Origin of the sequence: Pseudonocardia xinjiangensis (assembly GCF_012911925.1) — a bacterium.
GTDB lineage: Bacteria > Actinomycetota > Actinomycetes > Mycobacteriales > Pseudonocardiaceae > Pseudonocardia > Pseudonocardia xinjiangensis.
Window position 1 is genome coordinate 21,515 of the sequence record NZ_JAAXKY010000072.1, and the last position, 14,620, is coordinate 36,134.

Sequence of the window (14,620 nt, forward strand, 5' to 3'; positions counted from 1 at the left end):
CGGGCGCGGTCAACGCAGGGCGGAGCGCGGGGTGGGCTCCAGGGTCAGCAGCCGCACGCCCGGCGCGCGGCCGAGGGGATGGGACGCCAGCCGCTCGCGCGCCGCGAGCGCGGCGCCGGCGTGCGGGAAGGACGCGAACCAGACCACGGCCTGCTCGTCGCGCACCGGGAGCGCCGGATAGTTGTTGGGGTACGGCGCGGTGCGCGCCACCACCGGCGCCGCCCCGAGGATGTGTGCGGCCGTGGTGACCTCGGGTTCGGCGCCCGGGCCCGTGCGCACCACGGCGAGGACGCGGGACGGGCCGGGGCGGCCCTCCCCCACTGCAGCTCTCGGGCGGGCGGGGAACCCGGCGCCGACGGGTTCCAGCAGCAGCACGTCGTCGAACGTGATCATCGTGGCGTTCGCCGCCTCGCGGTGTGCCTTCCAGACCGGTCCGCCGTAGAAGCCGGTGAGCGCACGGTGCCGGGCGGCCATGTCGGCGAACGCGCGGACCCAGACGAACGCGTCCGGGTCGTCGACGTCGCGGAACGTGCCGACCACCTGCGCGCCCAGCGCCTCCTGCGGCTCCACGAACTCCCGCTCGAACAGTGCGACCAGCTCGTCGCGACGGCCCGGGTGGAGGGTGTAGCGGCGCAGCTCGAGAACGGTCACCCGGCGCACGATAGGCAGACCGCCCGACAGTTCCGGGCGTGCTCAGTGGCCGGGGCGCACCTGGATCTTGCGCCCCACGCCCGCCCGGAACTGCTCCAGCGCCTGCGGGTACTCGTCGAGGGTCATCCGGTGGCTGATCATCACGTCCGGGCGCAGCGCGCCCTCGGCGAACAGCTCGGCGGCCCGCTCGAAGCTGTGCAGCACCGCCATCGACCCGACGATCCGGATCTCCTGGTTGTAGATGCGGAACGGCGAGAAGCGCGCCATGGCGTCCTCGTTGGCCACGCCGAACTGCTGGAACGTGCCGCCCTTGCCGACGCGTGTGAGGCCGTCCTCGATCGCGGCGACCACGCCGGTGCAGTCGATCACGATGTCCCAGCCGCGCGGGCGGTCCAGCTCGTCGGCGCTGCCCACGACCGCGGAGCAGCCGAGCTCCTTGGCCGTCTCCAGCCGGGCCGGGTTGAGATCGACCATGCTGACGCTCGCGGCGCCTGCGCGCTTGGCGAGCTCCATCATCATCAGGCCCATCGTGCCGGCGCCGTAGATGAGGTAGTGGTCGGCGAGCTGCGGGGCGAGCACGTCGAAGCCCCGCACCGCACAGGAGAGCGGCTCGATCAGCGCGGCGTCGGCAGGGGAGACGCCCTCCGGCAGCCGCACGCAGTTGCCGACCGGTGCCACGGCGAACTCGGCGGCCCCGCCGGTGGTGGTCACCCCGATCGCGGCCCAGCGCTCGCAGAGGTTGCCACGGCCGCGGCGGCAGTAGTAGCACTCCCCGCAGTGCAGCGACGGGTCGACGGCCACCTGGTCACCGACGCGCAGCTCCGTGACGTCACTGCCCAGTGCGACGACCTCGCCCGCGAACTCGTGGCCCGGCACCACCGGCAGCGTGGGGGCGAACTCCCCGTCGGCGATGTGCAGGTCGGTGCCGCAGATCCCGCAGCCCGCGACGGCGACGACCACCTCCCGGGGCCCGGGCGTGGGGTCCGGCACCGTCTCCACGGTGACGGCATCGGCACTGATGACTGCGGCCTTCACTTGATCGCTCCCAACGAGAGACCCTGCACGAGCTTGTCCTGCGCCGCGAACCCGGCGATGAGCACCGGCAGCGACACGACCACCGACGCCGCGCACACCGTGGCCAGGAACAGGCCCTGACTGGTGACGAAGCTGGTGAGGAACACGGGTGCCGTCTGCGCCACGGTGGCGGTGAGCACGCGGGCGAACAGCAGCTCGTTCCAGCTGAAGATGAAGCAGATCAGCGACGTGGCCGCGATGCCGGGCAGGATCATCGGCCCGACGACCGTGCGCAGCGTCCGCATCAGCCCGCAGCCGTCGATCGCCGCCGCCTCGAGCACCTCGACCGGAACCTCCGCGAGGAACGAGCGCATCATCCACACGGCGATCGGCAGGTTCATCGACGTGTACAGGATGATCAGCAGCCAGATGTTGTCGAGCAGCCCGATCTGCTGCGCGATCAGGTACACCGGCAGCAGACCGGCCACCACCGGCAGCATCTTCGTGGACAGGAAGAAGAACAGGACGTCGGTCCACTTGCGCACCGGCCGGATCGACAGCGCGTACGCCGCCGGGATCGCGAGCACCAGCACGAGCGCGGTGGACAGGACGCTCGCCGTCAGCGAGTTGAGCAGCGACGGCCACGGGCTCGTGCCCGTCTGCGCGCCGAAGAAGTTGGCGTAGCCCTCCAGCGTGAGCGGCGCGAAGATCGACGGCGGGTTGGTGGCGGCGTCGGTCTCGCTGTGGAGCGAGGTGAGCAGCATCCACAGCACCGGGATGATGAAGAGGACGCCGACCACCCACGCGACCACGGTGAGCAGCGTGCCGGTCCGGTTGCGGTGGCGCACCGGCGCCGCGGGCGGTGCGGTGCGGGGTGCCTCCAGGGTCGCGGTCATCGGGCCCCCTCCTCACGGAACAGCGACGACACGGTGCGCAGCGCGAGCGTGGCGATGAGGATCGTCCCGATCACGACGACGACGCCCGCGGCGGACGCCCGGCCGTAGTCCTGCGCGTTGTAGAAGGTCTGGTAGATCGTGTAGGGCAGGTTGGCCGTGCCCAGACCACCCGAGGTGATCGTGAAGACGGCATCGAAGTTCTGCACGATGTAGATCGACCCGAGCAGGGCCCCGAGCTCCAGGTACTGCCGCAGGTGCGGCAGCGTCATGTGCCGGAAGATCTGCCAGCCGGAACAGCCGTCGATCTTGGCGGCCTCGATCACGTCGAGCGGTTTGCTCTGCAGGCCGGCCAGGATGATCAGCATCATGAACGGCGTCCACTGCCAGACCAGCGACACCACGATCGCCGTCAGCGGCATGGTGGATACCCAGTCCGGCTGGGGCGCGTTCTGCCCGAAGATCCATGTGAGCACCCCGTTGAAGAGGCCGTACTCCGGGTTGTAGAGCGCGTGCTTCCAGACCAGCGCGGCCGCGACCGGCACGATGAGGAACGGCGTGATCATCATCGTGCGGACGACGCCGCGACCCCGGAATGCCCGGTCCAGCAGCAGCGCGATGAGCAGGCCGAGGACGAGACTGACCAGCACCACGGAGACGGTCAGCTTGATGGTGGTGATGATCGAGTCACGCGTGTTCACGTCGGTGAGCACGCGCCGGAAGTTGTCGATCCCCGCGAACCCCCGCTCGTCGGGGTAGTACGCGTTCCAGTTCATGAACGAGATGATCAGCGTGACCACGAACGGCAGCTGCGTCACGATGATCAGGAAGATCAGTGCGGGCAGGAGCGGTGCCCGCCGGGCCCAGTTCCCCGCGCGGCGCAGCGCCTGTGTCTCCTCCGGCGAACGGCGCCACGCCGGGCCCGTCCGCGGTTCGAGTGCTGTGGTCATGATCCGCCCTCCGCCCGGGCCCGGTAGCGCTCCGCCACGTCGTCAGCGAGCTGCTGACCCCGGTCGAGCGCCTGGTCCACCGTCACCAGCCCGGCGATCGCCGAGCTCACGTCCTGCGACACCTGCGTCCCGAGGTCGGGGAACTCCGGGATGTCCACGAACTGGATGCCGATCGCCGGCCTCGGCTGGACCCCGGGGTTGCGTGGGTCGGCGCTCTCGATCGCCGCCTTCGTCGGACCGGCGAACGCCCCGGCCTGTGCCAGGTAGTCCTGGTTCTCGTACGTCGACGCCCGCTTGCCGGCCGGCACGTTCGACCAGCCGATCTCCTGACCGACGAGCTGCTCGTACTGCTTGCTCGACGCCCAGGAGATGAACTTCCACGCGTCGTCCTTCTTCTGGCTCGCCGCCTGGATGGCCCACGACCACGCGTACAGCCAGCCGGAGCTGGCGGTCTCCACGACGGGTGCGGGCGCGTAACCGATCTTGCCGCGCACCGGCGAGTCGGCCGCCTCGAGCGAGCCCGCCGCGGACGTGGCGTCGTACCACATCGCGACGTTGCCCTGGACGAGGTTGTTGAGGCACTCGGTGAACCCGGCCTGCGGGGCGCCCGCCTCGCCGTGCGCCCGCACGAGGTCGACGTAGAACTGCACGGCACGGCGGAACTCCGGCGCGTTCACCTGCGCCTGCCAGTCGGCCGTGAACCAGGTGCCGCCGAAGGTGTTGACGACGGTGGTGAGCGGCGCGAAGACCTGCCCCCAGCCCGGCTGCCCGCGCAGGCAGATGCCGGCCATCCCGGGCTCGGCACCGTCCACCTTGGCGGCGATGTCGGCCACCTGCTGCCAGGTGGGCTTGGCCGGCATCGTGATCCCGGCGGCCGCCAACACGTCCTTGCGGTACATGAGGAACGACGACTCACCGTAGAAGGGCTCGCCGTAGATCTTGCCGTCGTCGCCGCTGAGCGACGTGGTCATCGGCGCGAGGATGTCCTTCTGGTCGAACGCCGGGTCAGCGGCGATGTACTGGTCGAGCGGCGCGATCCACCGGCTGCGGGCGTAGATCGGGATCTCGAAGTTCGAGAGCGACGCGACGTCGTACTGGCCGGCCTGGCTCGAGAACTCCTGGCTGATCTTGTCGCGCACGTCGTTCTCGGGCAGCACCGTGAAGTTGACCGAGATCCCGGTGTCCTTCGTGAAGTGCTCGGCCGTGAGCCGCTGTAGGTCGATCATCTGCGGGTTGTTGACCATCAGCACATTGATGCTGTTCGCCCCGCCGCCGCCGACGCCGCCGCCCCACCCCGCGCAGGCCGTGCTCGCCAGCATCACCGCGAGAGCGAGCAGCGCAGCGCGCATGCCCGTTCGCTTCATCGCGTCCTCCCGGGACCCACGGGCGTGCTCAGATGAGCGGCGCCCTGATCACTGGTGAGCCTGTGGTAACGGTCACGTCCAGTCAATGGTTCGTGTAAGAATGGGCGACAGATCGCTCAAATGAGCGAGGTCGAGGAGGGCCGAGCCGTGGTCGCGGTCAGAGGCGGCAGTGCACACGGGCCGGCCCACCTCGTCCTCACCGCGTCCGTCGCCCGCCGGTACTACCTCGACGGCCGCTCGAAGGTCGAGATCGCCGAGGAGTTCGCCCTCAGCCGGTTCAAGGTCGCCCGGCTGCTCGACGACGCCCGCAGCAGCGGGCTGGTGCGCATCGAGATCGGCCACCCGGGTGTGATCGACGTCGAGCTCTCGGCCCGCCTGATGGAGACCCTCGGCCTGCAGCACTGCGTCGTCACCGACACCCCCGACGACCACCCCGCATCACTGCGTGAGCACCTGGGAGCGGCCGCCGCCGAACTGCTGACCGAGCTCGTCACCCCCGACGACGTGCTCGGCCTCTCGTGGGCCCGCTCGGTCAGCGCCATGGCCACGGCGCTGCAGCGGCTCGCCACCGTGCCGGTCATCCAGCTCACCGGCGCGCTGACCCGTCCCGGCGTGGACGACAGCTCGATCGAGGTGGTCCGGGACGTCGCCCGCGTCGCGGGTGGGCCCGCCTACTTCTTCTACGCGCCGATGGCCGTGCCGGACGCCGCAACCGCCCAGGCCCTGCGTCGCCAGCCGGAGGTCGCGCGGGCGTTCTCCCGCATCGGTTCGGTCACCCGCGCCGTCGCGGGCGTGGGTGCGTGGGCGCCCGAGCAGTCCACCCTCTACGACGCCACCAGCGAGGCGGAACGGCACGAGCTCGGCCGGCTCGGGGTGACCGCCGAGATCTCCGGCGTGCTCGTCGACGCCGACGGGACACCCGTGGCCTCCGACCTCACCGAGCGGATGATCGGCATCACGGCGGAACAGATGCGAGCCGTCCCCGAGGTGATCGCGATCGTGTACGGCACCGCGAAGGTCAAGGCGGTGCTCGCCGCCGTCCGGGGCGGGCTGGTCGACAGCCTGGTGACGCACTCGACGCTGGCGGAGGCCCTGATCCGCGAAGCCGGATCGTGACGGTGGCGGCATGACGGTGGAGGTGCCCCTGCCGGGTGGCACGGCCAACCGTGGCCGCGTCCACCGGGTCGGCGACACGGTGCGCAGGCCGTGGCGGCCGACGAGCACCGCCACCCACGCCCTGCTGCGCCATCTGGAGCACGTGGGGTTCGACGGGGCGCCTCGCGCGCTCGGCACCGACGGCGCGGGCCGCGAGGTGCTCAGCTACGTGCCCGGCCAGGCCGTCATCGCCCCGGCACCGGCGTGGGGACTCACCGATGCCGCACTGGCCAGCGTCGGGCGGCTGCTCCGGCGCTTCCACGACGCCACGGCCGGGTTCGACCCCTCGCCCTACCCGTGGTCGCACCCAGCCCCGGCCCCGTTCGACGGCGGCGGCATCGCGCACAACGACCCGAACCTGGACAACATCGTCTTCCGGGACGGCCGTGCGGTCGCCCTGATCGACTTCGACCTCGCAGGCCCCGGCAACGCGGTATGGGACGTGGCCGCGGCGGCCCGGCTGTGGGCACCCCTGCGGGCGCCCGCCGACATCTCCGACGTCCGGCACGGCCGGGAACTGCTGCGCCTGCGGATCTTCGTCGACGCCTACGGCCTGGACGAGACCGGCCGCGCCGAGTTCGTCACCGCGCTACGTGCGAGCCACGAGTGGATGCGCGAGATCGTGCGCGACGGCGCCGAGCGCGGGGTGCCGGGCTTCGTGCAGTACTGGACGCCGGAGGCCGCGGCCCGGGCCGCCCGGACGCGCGAGTGGATCGACCGGAATGCCGACGCGATCACCGAGGCGCTGCGCTGACGACCGCGCAGCGTCAGCCCTTGACCCGGCGGCCCGCCTGCCACACCCCGCGTACCTGTTCGGGGTCGGCGAGCACGGTGATGTCGTCGAGGGGGTCGTCGTCGAGGGTGAGCACATCCGCGTCGTAGCCGGCGACGAGCTGCCCGGACCGGGGCGCCTGCGGCCCGAGCGTGTCGGGGCCGTTCGCGGTGGCGGCTTCGATCGCCTGCAACGGACTGAGACCGGCCTCCACGAGGAGCGGCAGCTCCTCACCGTGGCGTCCCCAGTCGCCCGCTCCGATGTCGGTGCCCATGGCGATGGTGACACCGCACTCATGGGCGAGCGCGACCGCTGCGGCGTGCTGCTCGGCGACCGCCGCCAGCTTGCATGGCCGGCGACCGTAACGTCTCCGTCCGGTCCCCCTCCCGGAAGAGTGGTCGTGATCACCCGGGCACCGGAGCACCGTCATCACCGTCTTGACAGTGACGGCCTCACTCGCGAACACTTCCGTCACCTGACGAACGGTGATTCCGAGGAGGCTCGGCATGGGTACGGCAGTGGTCCCCGGTACCGACGAGTACCTGTACTTCCTCGCGCGGGCCTTCACGGGGATGCTCGACGCGCTGGGCGACCTGGACGAGGACACGATCAACGCGAGACCACCGGTGCGGGGCGCCAACAGCCCCTTCGCGATCGTGCACCACTGCGTCGAGGTGGCCGACTACTGGATCGGGCATGTGGTCGCGGGCCGCCCGACCAGCCGGAACCGGGCCGCGGAGTTCAGCGCGACGGGCGGCCTGGACGACCTGCGCCGCCAGGTCGCTGACGTTCAGCGCCGGCTGGCCGCCGACCTCGCGGGTGCCGACCTGGCGGGCAGCCCGAAGAACCCTCCGGCCGGCGACTACGAGGGCCCGGAACATGCGTTGACGAGCGCGGGTGTGCTCCTGCACGTGCTCGAGGAGCTGGCGCAGCACCACGGACAGGTGCAGCTGACCTGCGACCTTCTCGAGCGGGAGCGGGCGTGATGAGCACCGGCGAAGCGCTCCGGCTGAGCGACCCGCTGTTCGACGCGCTCCGCCTGAGCGAGCTGCGCCGACGCCCCGGGGTGAAGTGGCAACGGGTTGCCCCGGACGTGCTGCCGGCGTGGGTGGCGGACATGGATTTCGACGTGCCGCCGATGGTGGCCGACGCGATCGAACAGATCGTCCGGTACGGCGACCTCGGCTACCCGGAATGGCCGGGAGGCAGCCCGCTCCGCGCGGCCTTCGCCGACCGGATGCTGGAGCGCTACGGCTGGACCATCTCGGCGGCCGACGTCCGCGAGCACACCGACCTCCTCCAGGCCCTCCAGCTCGTGCTGCACCTCGGCACCGCTCCCGGGGACGCCGTGGCGGTACAGACGCCGAACTACCCGCCCTTCCTCGCCACCCTCGAGGCCATGGGACGCCGCCGGGTGAGCTCGCCGTGGACCAGAACCCCCACGGGCTGGGCGCCCGACATCGCCGGCCTCGCCGACGCCGTCGCCCGGGAGAACTGCCGGGCCCTGCTGCTGGTCAACCCGCACAACCCGACCGGTCGCGTCCTCACCCGCGACGAGCTCACCGAGATCGCGGGGATCGCCCGGCGGCACGACCTGCTGGTGATCAGCGACGAGATCCACGCCGAGCTGACCTACGCGCCGCACCGGCACATCCCGTTCGCCTCGCTCGACGACGACACCTCGGCCCGCACCGTGACGCTGACCTCCGCGAGCAAGGCGTTCAACCTGGCCGGGCTGCGGTGCTCGGTGGCGCACTTCGGCCCACAGCGCCTCCTCGCACTGCGGGACGCCCCACCGGTGGACCTCTACGGCACGGTCTCCACGGTCGGCGTGGCCGGCACCCTCGCCGCCTGGCAGTACGGGGCCGACTGGCAGGAGCGGCTGATGCGCGTCCTCGACCGGAACCGGCAGCAGGTCAGCGCGGCTCTCGCCTCCTGGGGGGCGGAGGTGACAGCAATGCCCGAGGCGACCTACCTCTACTGGTTCGAGGCCGATGTCCTCGGGCTGGGCGAGGACCCGGTGAAGGAGGTGCTCACCCGCACAGGGGTCCTGCTCGACGGCGGTGCGCCCTTCGGCGACGACGGTCGCCGGTACCTGCGGCTCAACTTCGCGACCAGCGGCCCGCTGCTGGAGGAGATCCTCGCCCGGCTGGGCTCACTCGCCCGCCGCTAGCCCGCCCCGTTCCCGGCGCTGCCTGCGCCGGTACTCGGCGGCCTTCATCCGGTTCCCGCACTCCGTCATGCCGCACCAGCGGCGGGGCTTGCCGCGGGAGTCGTCGACGAACAGCCGGGTGCACTCGGGCCGTCCGCACTCCCGCACCCTGGCCAGGTCCGCCGAGCCGACCAGCTCGATGGCGTCGCGGGCGACCGTGGACAGGACCGCGGTCAGGTCACCATGGCGTTCGAGCGCGCCGCCCGCCGTCAGCACCGACCGGACCGGCGGCGGGTCGGCGAGGGCCTGCAGCTCCGCGGCCTGCACCCGCCGCTCCGGCTCGGTCCTCGTGGCCGCGTAGACGAGCTCGCGCAACCGGCGCACCTCCGCGACGGCGGTGTCGTCGACCACCGGAGGATGCGTCAGCAGGCCCGCCTCCACCACCCACTCGGCGACGTCGCGACCAGCCGACAGCAGTTCCTCCTGCTTGTGGCGTCGCCACTTCAGGGTGCCGGCCAGGTCCAGCGACACCCGCCCGCTCACGAACACATGCACGTCACCATATTGACGGTGACGTCAGGCTCCCGCAAGGACGGCAACAGCGCAGGAGCCCGCATCCGAACGACCCGGGTCGAGATCAGGCTCCCGTACCCACCTTGCCCACCGCGCCGCGCAGGCCCACACAGCCGATGCAGCCCACGCAGCCTTCGCAGTCGACACAGCCGATGCAGCCCACGCAGCGGCGGCAGCCGACACATCCCAGACACGCGATGCAGGCGAGCAGTCCGACGCTCAGGATCGTCATCACGCTGCCGACGATCCCGGCACTCCCGGCCGTCGCCACGCTGCCGGCCACACCTGCGCTACCCGACGTGGCGACGCTGCCGGCGACCGCCACGCTGCCCGCCGTCGCCACACTCCCCGCAACCGCCACGCTGCCGCCCGTCGCGACGCTCCCCACCACCGCGTAGCTGCTGTCGGATCCGGCTTCCTCGACATCCTTCTTCACGTCGTTCCTCTCGTTCGCCGTCGGCCCACAGGATGTCGTAAGGAGTCACGCGGCGGCCATGTCCTCCGTGGTTCAGCCCGGGATGATCCGGCGCCTGCGCAGATCGTCGAACAGCCGCAGCAGCATCGCCTCCGTGTCCACGTAGGAGTGGAACCCGAACCGCCGCGACTTGGACGTGTCGGCGAACATGTCGTAGTCCCAGGAGAGGACGAAGTCGCCGAACGCCCAGGACGAGACATCGGCGTACGACGTGGCGGCCAGCCCGTGCCGGGCGACCATCGAGTCCCACACGGGCTCCTTGTCCGCCATCACGTCCGAGAGCGACATGGGCAGCGGCGGCGCGACCTCCAGCCCGAACGCCTCCGCGACCACCGGCCACATGCGACTCCAGCGGAACAGGTCGCCGTTGGCGATGTTGAAGGCCTCGTTCGCGCACCGGGGATCGGTGGCCGCCCACACCGTCGCCTCGGCGAGCAGCCCGGCGTCGGTCAGCTCGAGCAGCGCGTCGTAGGCGCCCGGCCTGCCGGGAAACCGGAGCGGGACGCCCAGCTCGGCGCTGATCGAGGCGTAGACGGCGAGCACGACACCGAGGTTCATCGGGTTGCCGAGCCCGAACCCGGCGACCACCGACGGGCGGATGGCCGACCACGTCCAGCCCGCCTCGGCCGCCCGCGCCTCGACGAGGTGCTGCTGGTCGACGTTGAACTCCGGCGGCATGTGGGGTGGGTCGCTCTCCCTCGCCGGCGTGGCGAACGGCCCGAGGTGGGCGCCGTACACCTTGTACCCCTGCATGAGGCTCACGTGCCGCAGGTCCGGAGCCGTGGACGCCACCGCGTCGAGCACGCTGCGCAGCATCGTGACGTTGGGCTCCACGAGCGCGGACCACGTCGGCCGGTCCTGGTAGGCCGCATAGAAGACGTGGGTCACCCCCCGGGTGTGCGCGCAGCGCCTCCCGCACCCCTGCCGGGTCGAACAGGTCGGCCGCGACGTGCCGGGCAGGCCCGTCGGGTGGCCCACCGCGGCGCGACAGGCCGACGACCTCCCACTCCGGGAGGTCGGCCAGGTGCGCGGCGAGCGTGCCGCCGATGACGCCGTTCGCGCCGACGACGAGCGCGGAGTTCTGCATCGCTGTTCCTTCCGAACGCCAGTACAAAGCGTGTGCAACATTTGCACACGCTTCCTACTGGCGACAACCCCGTATGATCGTCCGCAAGGACGGAGGTGATCGACGGCCGTGACCGACCACGTGGCGGATGTGCGCGCCCGGGGCTGGCGCACGCTGGCCGCGCTCCACGCACGCCTCGACGAGGCACTGGAGAGAGCGCTGCAGAGCGGGTTCGGGCTCTCGGTCGTCGAGTACACGGTGCTCGACACCCTCGCCCGGCAGGACGGCTGGCACATGCGCATGCAGCAGCTCGCGGGTGCCGCGATGCTGTCCCACAGCGCCACCACCCGGCTCGTCACCCGGCTGGAGACCCGTGGCCTGCTGAGCCGCTACCTGTGCGACGACGACCGGCGCGGGATCTACAGCACGCTCACCACCGACGGCAAGGAGCTGCTGGAGCAGGCGCATCCGGTGCACGACAGCGCCCTCGCCGACGCGCTCGACGCCGCGCGGGCCGACCCGGAGCTCGCCCCCCTGGTCGACGCCCTGCACGCCCTGCCACACCCCGGACGGCGTGCCAGTATCGGGCGATGACCGAGGATCGGGATCGTCACAGCACCCGCTACGCCCACCTCGGCGAGGCACTGGGCACCGACTTCTTCTTCGTCCGCGAGCAGTTCACCGACGAGCAGTGGGACCGCTTCATCGCCGTCCGGAAGTTCGTCGACGACGAGGTGCTGCCCGACATCGCGGAGTACTGGGAGAAGGCCGAGCTCCCCTGGCACCTGTTCCGCAGGCTGCCCGAGCTCGGCGTCGTCGGCGAGGACATCCAGGGCTACGGAGCGGCCGCGATGAGCCCGCTGGCGTGCGGGCTGGTGCACATGGAGCTGCACCGCGGCGACGGCTCGCTCGGCACGTTCCTCGCCGTGCACGCCGGGCTCGCCATGCAGTCGATCGCGATGTGCGGCTCGGATGAGCAGAAGCAGCGCTGGCTGCCTGCCATGTCCACGTTGGACAGGATCGGGGCCTTCGCGCTCACCGAACCGGAGCACGGCTCGGACTCCGTCGCCCTCGAGACCACCGCCCGCCGTGACGGCGACCACTGGGTGCTCGACGGCGCCAAGCGCTGGATCGGCAACGGCACGATCGCCGACCTCGTGGTGGTGTGGGCCCGCGACACCGACTCCGGTGACGTCCTCGGGTTCGTCGTCGAGACTCCGGCCGAGGGCTACCACGCCGAGGTGATCACCGGGAAGGTCTCGCTACGGTCGGTGTGGCAGTCCGACATCCGCCTCACCGGCGTCCGGGTGCCGGACGAGAACCGGCTGGTGAACGCCCGGTCGTTCAAGGACGCCGCCCGGGTGCTCGCCAGCACGCGAGGCACCTGCGCCTGGATGGCGCTCGGGCACGCCACCGCCGGCTACGAGGCGGCGCTGCGCTACGCGACCGAGCGACAGCAGTTCGGCAAGCCGCTGGCGTCGTTCCAGATCGTGCAGGAGCGGCTGGTGCGCATGCTCGCCGACCTCACCGGCATGCAGCTCTACTGCATGCAGCTGGCCAGGCTCGCCGATGCGGGACGGCTGTCGCCCACGGTGGCCGGGTTGGCGAAGATGCACAACACGCGCACCGCGCGCGCGATCCTCTCCGAGGCCCGTGACCTGCTCGGCGGCAACGGGATCCTGCTCGAGCACCACGTGGTGCGGCACTGGGCCGACATCGAGTCGATCCACACGTTCGAGGGCACCGAGACGATGCAGACCCTGATCGTCGGGCGCGACATCACCGGGATCGGCGCCTTCACGTGACGGGGCCGAACACCTTCTTCCAGGCCTGGTAGCCCCCGTCGAGGTCGGTGGCGTTGCGCAGCCCGATGTCCTGCAGCGACGCCGCGGCGAGGCTGGAGCTGTAGCCCTCCGAGCAGAAGACGATCCAGGTGACGTCGTGGTCGGTGGCCTGCGGGATCCGCGCGTCCGATGCCGGGTCGAGCCGCCATTCCAGGTGGTTGCGCTCGATCACCAGAGCACCGGGCAGCTCGCCCTCCTGCTCGCGCTGCCATCCCGGGCGGGTGTCCACGAGAATCGCGCCGCGCTCGACCATCGCCGCGGCCCGGCTCGGGTCCGGACGGTCCAGCCGGGCCCGGGCGGCCGCCAGCAGGTCGTGCACCGTCCGGTTCGTGCGCTCGGTCATCCGACTCCCTTCGAGGAACCCGACTCGACGAGCACGCTACGGGTGCGGCGCAGCCGACGGTCCGGCTCCACCGCGTAGTAGGACATCGCGCTCAGAGGCGGCGAGTAGGCGTGCACGCTCACGGCGGGCGTCGGCGCGGGGTTCCCGACGTCGTGCACGTGTCCGAGCGGAAACCCGACACTCCGACCGGCCCGCAGCTGCCGGGGCCGCAGCCCGTCTCCCGCCCAGCGTTGCTCGACGAGGCTGCCGGACACCACGGTGAGCGCACCGAGCGAGCCTGCGTGGTCGTGCAGCTCGGCCGTCTGCTCGGTGGCCCAGCTGATCAGCCACACGTCGACGTAGCTGTCGCTGCGCAGGAGCCGGTACCAGCGGCGGTCGGGGTCGATCGTGACGGGGTGCAGACCGGCGTGCACCTCGGAGGCCACCTCACGGGTCAGTGCGGTGAGATCGGCGAGGACGAGCGAGGTGGGGGCGTGCAGCAGCACGGACGTACTCCAGTGATGACGGTGGACGAGCGGGGCGAGAACCTCAGCTCGTGCAACAGCACTGGTCGAAATGGTCGGCACGCCGGCAGCCCCAGATCTCTCCGAGGACAGCTGCGGGCGCCATGGCGACATCGGATCACACCGGAGGCCTCGCATGCCACTTCGTCCCACGCCGCGAGAGCGGCGGCGCAATGGCCCGTGAAATGTCCGACATCCGGGTGTCCTCCCACCGTGGGTGGTGCGTCACACTTCCGTGGTGGCAACTCTGCTCGACGACGGGAGCTGGGAGGTCCAGGGCCGCAGGCTGACCCTCCCCGTGCGGATCACCGACGCCACGGCGGCGCTGGCGACCTACCTCGTCCGCACCTCCGCAGCGAGCGAGCTCGTCGCAGGCACCGGGCTCTCCCTCGTGTCGGTGGCCGGCCGGACGCCGCTGGTGCTGGCGTTCATCACCTACCGGGCCGGCGATCTCGGCAGCTACCACGAGGTGGCCGTCGCTCTGCTGGGCCGCCACCGCCGCCGCATCGGCCCGTACATCCACCAGATGGCAGTGACGCAGACGTTCACGCTGGAGGCCGGCCGGGCGCTGTGGGGGCTGCCGAAGTGGCTCGCCCGGGCGGAGCTGGACATCACCGGCCCTGCCGCCACCTGCCGGCTGAGCGACAGCTCCGGCACGCCCGTCCTCACCGCCGCCCTGCGCACCCTGCACCGGCGGATCCCCCTGACCGTGCCCGGCGCCCTCACCGCCCTCGCCCCACACGCGGACACCGTGCTGGCCAGCAGGCTGCGCGGCCGGATCGGCGGACTCCGCCTCGGCCTCCGCGGCGCCACCGTGGAGCTGACCCCCGGCCACCCGATGGCCGACGAGCTACGGGCCCTCGGC

17 protein-coding genes and 1 pseudogene are annotated in these 14,620 nt (G+C 71.5%); 7 read left to right on the forward strand and 11 right to left on the reverse strand.

Annotated features, from left to right (window positions below):
- Positions 1 to 9: 9 nt before the first annotated feature.
- From HF577_RS21125 to HF577_RS21145, 5 genes are read right to left on the reverse strand one after another with little or no spacing between them, the layout of a single operon-like run.
- Positions 10 to 651: an NIPSNAP family protein gene (locus HF577_RS21125; RefSeq protein ID WP_312859271.1), complete on the reverse strand. Its 642-nt coding sequence runs from the start codon at positions 649 to 651 to the stop codon at positions 10 to 12.
- Between the two features lie 42 nt (positions 652 to 693).
- Positions 694 to 1,686, reverse strand: coding sequence for a zinc-dependent alcohol dehydrogenase family protein (locus tag HF577_RS21130; RefSeq protein WP_169397652.1), 993 nt, complete (start codon positions 1,684 to 1,686; stop codon positions 694 to 696).
- Positions 1,683 to 2,561 carry a carbohydrate ABC transporter permease gene (locus tag HF577_RS21135; RefSeq protein ID WP_169397653.1) on the reverse strand — a complete coding sequence of 293 codons (879 nt, stop codon included), beginning with the start codon at positions 2,559 to 2,561 and terminating at the stop codon, positions 1,683 to 1,685. Before HF577_RS21135 ends, HF577_RS21130 begins: the two co-directional genes overlap by 4 nt.
- Complete coding sequence (locus HF577_RS21140) at positions 2,558 to 3,508, reverse strand: carbohydrate ABC transporter permease (protein ID WP_169397654.1); 951 nt, start codon at positions 3,506 to 3,508, stop codon at positions 2,558 to 2,560. Before HF577_RS21140 ends, HF577_RS21135 begins: the two co-directional genes overlap by 4 nt.
- Positions 3,505 to 4,872 carry an ABC transporter substrate-binding protein gene (locus HF577_RS21145; RefSeq protein ID WP_169397655.1) on the reverse strand — a complete coding sequence of 456 codons (1,368 nt, stop codon included), beginning with the start codon at positions 4,870 to 4,872 and terminating at the stop codon, positions 3,505 to 3,507. The genes HF577_RS21140 and HF577_RS21145 overlap by 4 nt, the downstream gene beginning before the upstream one ends.
- 120 nt (positions 4,873 to 4,992) lie before the next feature.
- Here HF577_RS21145 and HF577_RS21150 point away from each other — a divergent pair, with 120 nt between their 5' ends.
- Both HF577_RS21150 and HF577_RS21155 read left to right on the forward strand, forming a co-directional pair.
- Entirely contained in the window at positions 4,993 to 5,988 is a 996-nt protein-coding gene (locus HF577_RS21150) for a sugar-binding transcriptional regulator (RefSeq protein ID WP_169397656.1), read from the forward strand.
- A 10-nt stretch (positions 5,989 to 5,998) separates the two neighbouring features.
- Positions 5,999 to 6,781, forward strand: a complete 783-nt coding sequence (locus HF577_RS21155; protein WP_169397657.1) for a phosphotransferase enzyme family protein — start codon at positions 5,999 to 6,001, stop codon at positions 6,779 to 6,781.
- A gap of 13 nt (positions 6,782 to 6,794) precedes the next feature.
- Here the strand turns inward: HF577_RS21155 and HF577_RS39335 are convergent, their stop codons facing one another.
- Positions 6,795 to 7,307 carry an amidohydrolase family protein gene (locus HF577_RS39335; protein ID WP_169397658.1) on the reverse strand — a complete coding sequence of 171 codons (513 nt, stop codon included), beginning with the start codon at positions 7,305 to 7,307 and terminating at the stop codon, positions 6,795 to 6,797.
- On the opposite strand from HF577_RS39335, the gene HF577_RS21165 reads away from it, so the two are divergent.
- Positions 7,306 to 7,785 carry a DinB family protein gene (locus HF577_RS21165; RefSeq protein WP_169397659.1) on the forward strand — a complete coding sequence of 160 codons (480 nt, stop codon included), beginning with the start codon at positions 7,306 to 7,308 and terminating at the stop codon, positions 7,783 to 7,785. The genes HF577_RS39335 and HF577_RS21165 overlap by 2 nt on opposite strands.
- The gene (locus HF577_RS21170) at positions 7,785 to 8,972 is read left to right on the forward strand and encodes a MalY/PatB family protein (RefSeq protein ID WP_169397660.1); all 1,188 of its coding nucleotides are present in this window, start codon (positions 7,785 to 7,787) and stop codon (positions 8,970 to 8,972) included. Before HF577_RS21165 ends, HF577_RS21170 begins: the two co-directional genes overlap by 1 nt.
- Here the strand turns inward: HF577_RS21170 and HF577_RS21175 are convergent.
- The 3 genes and pseudogenes from HF577_RS21175 to HF577_RS21185 all read right to left on the reverse strand — a co-directional run bounded on the left by HF577_RS21175 (position 8,955) and on the right by HF577_RS21185 (position 11,086).
- Positions 8,955 to 9,506 (reverse strand): CGNR zinc finger domain-containing protein, encoded by a 552-nt coding sequence (locus HF577_RS21175; RefSeq protein WP_169397661.1) that lies wholly within the window; start codon positions 9,504 to 9,506, stop codon positions 8,955 to 8,957. The two genes, HF577_RS21170 and HF577_RS21175, sit on opposite strands and share 18 nt — an antisense overlap.
- A gap of 82 nt (positions 9,507 to 9,588) precedes the next feature.
- Positions 9,589 to 9,960 carry a hypothetical protein gene (locus HF577_RS21180; RefSeq protein WP_169397662.1) on the reverse strand — a complete coding sequence of 124 codons (372 nt, stop codon included), beginning with the start codon at positions 9,958 to 9,960 and terminating at the stop codon, positions 9,589 to 9,591.
- Positions 9,961 to 10,032: 72 nt separating this feature from the next.
- Positions 10,033 to 11,086 (reverse strand): annotated as a pseudogene (locus HF577_RS21185) (SDR family oxidoreductase).
- A 108-nt stretch (positions 11,087 to 11,194) separates the two neighbouring features.
- Between HF577_RS21185 and HF577_RS21190 the strand changes: the two are divergent.
- On the forward strand, positions 11,195 to 11,659 hold the full coding sequence (locus HF577_RS21190; RefSeq protein ID WP_169397663.1) for a MarR family winged helix-turn-helix transcriptional regulator: 465 nt from the start codon (positions 11,195 to 11,197) through the stop codon (positions 11,657 to 11,659).
- Entirely contained in the window at positions 11,656 to 12,870 is a 1,215-nt protein-coding gene (locus HF577_RS21195; RefSeq protein ID WP_169397664.1) for an acyl-CoA dehydrogenase family protein, read from the forward strand. Before HF577_RS21190 ends, HF577_RS21195 begins: the two co-directional genes overlap by 4 nt.
- Here the strand turns inward: HF577_RS21195 and HF577_RS21200 are convergent.
- Together HF577_RS21200 and HF577_RS21205 are read right to left on the reverse strand one after the other, a co-directional pair.
- Positions 12,863 to 13,252 (reverse strand): rhodanese-like domain-containing protein, encoded by a 390-nt coding sequence (locus HF577_RS21200; protein WP_169397665.1) that lies wholly within the window; start codon positions 13,250 to 13,252, stop codon positions 12,863 to 12,865. The two genes, HF577_RS21195 and HF577_RS21200, sit on opposite strands and share 8 nt — an antisense overlap.
- The gene (locus tag HF577_RS21205; RefSeq protein WP_312859272.1) at positions 13,249 to 13,737 is read right to left on the reverse strand and encodes a cysteine dioxygenase; all 489 of its coding nucleotides are present in this window, start codon (positions 13,735 to 13,737) and stop codon (positions 13,249 to 13,251) included. The genes HF577_RS21200 and HF577_RS21205 overlap by 4 nt, the downstream gene beginning before the upstream one ends.
- 256 nt (positions 13,738 to 13,993) lie before the next feature.
- Here HF577_RS21205 and HF577_RS21210 point away from each other — a divergent pair.
- Positions 13,994 to 14,620, forward strand: a 627-nt coding sequence (locus tag HF577_RS21210) for an acetoacetate decarboxylase family protein (protein WP_169397667.1), incomplete at its 3' end; no start/stop codon positions are given.

Coding starts and splice junctions, on each gene's coding strand:
- HF577_RS21135 (WP_169397653.1), bottom strand. CDS start 2,561: ATGACCGCGACCCTGGAGGCACCCCGCACCGCACCGCCCGCGGCGCCG.
- HF577_RS21140 (WP_169397654.1), bottom strand. CDS start 3,508: ATGACCACAGCACTCGAACCGCGGACGGGCCCGGCGTGGCGCCGTTCG.
- HF577_RS21145 (WP_169397655.1), bottom strand. CDS start 4,872: ATGAAGCGAACGGGCATGCGCGCTGCGCTGCTCGCTCTCGCGGTGATG.
- HF577_RS21150 (WP_169397656.1), top strand. CDS start 4,993: ATGAGCGAGGTCGAGGAGGGCCGAGCCGTGGTCGCGGTCAGAGGCGGC.
- HF577_RS21155 (WP_169397657.1), top strand. CDS start 5,999: ATGACGGTGGAGGTGCCCCTGCCGGGTGGCACGGCCAACCGTGGCCGC.
- HF577_RS21165 (WP_169397659.1), top strand. CDS start 7,306: ATGGGTACGGCAGTGGTCCCCGGTACCGACGAGTACCTGTACTTCCTC.
- HF577_RS39335 (WP_169397658.1), bottom strand. CDS start 7,307: ATGCCGAGCCTCCTCGGAATCACCGTTCGTCAGGTGACGGAAGTGTTC.
- HF577_RS21170 (WP_169397660.1), top strand. CDS start 7,785: ATGAGCACCGGCGAAGCGCTCCGGCTGAGCGACCCGCTGTTCGACGCG.
- HF577_RS21195 (WP_169397664.1), top strand. CDS start 11,656: ATGACCGAGGATCGGGATCGTCACAGCACCCGCTACGCCCACCTCGGC.
- HF577_RS21200 (WP_169397665.1), bottom strand. CDS start 13,252: ATGACCGAGCGCACGAACCGGACGGTGCACGACCTGCTGGCGGCCGCC.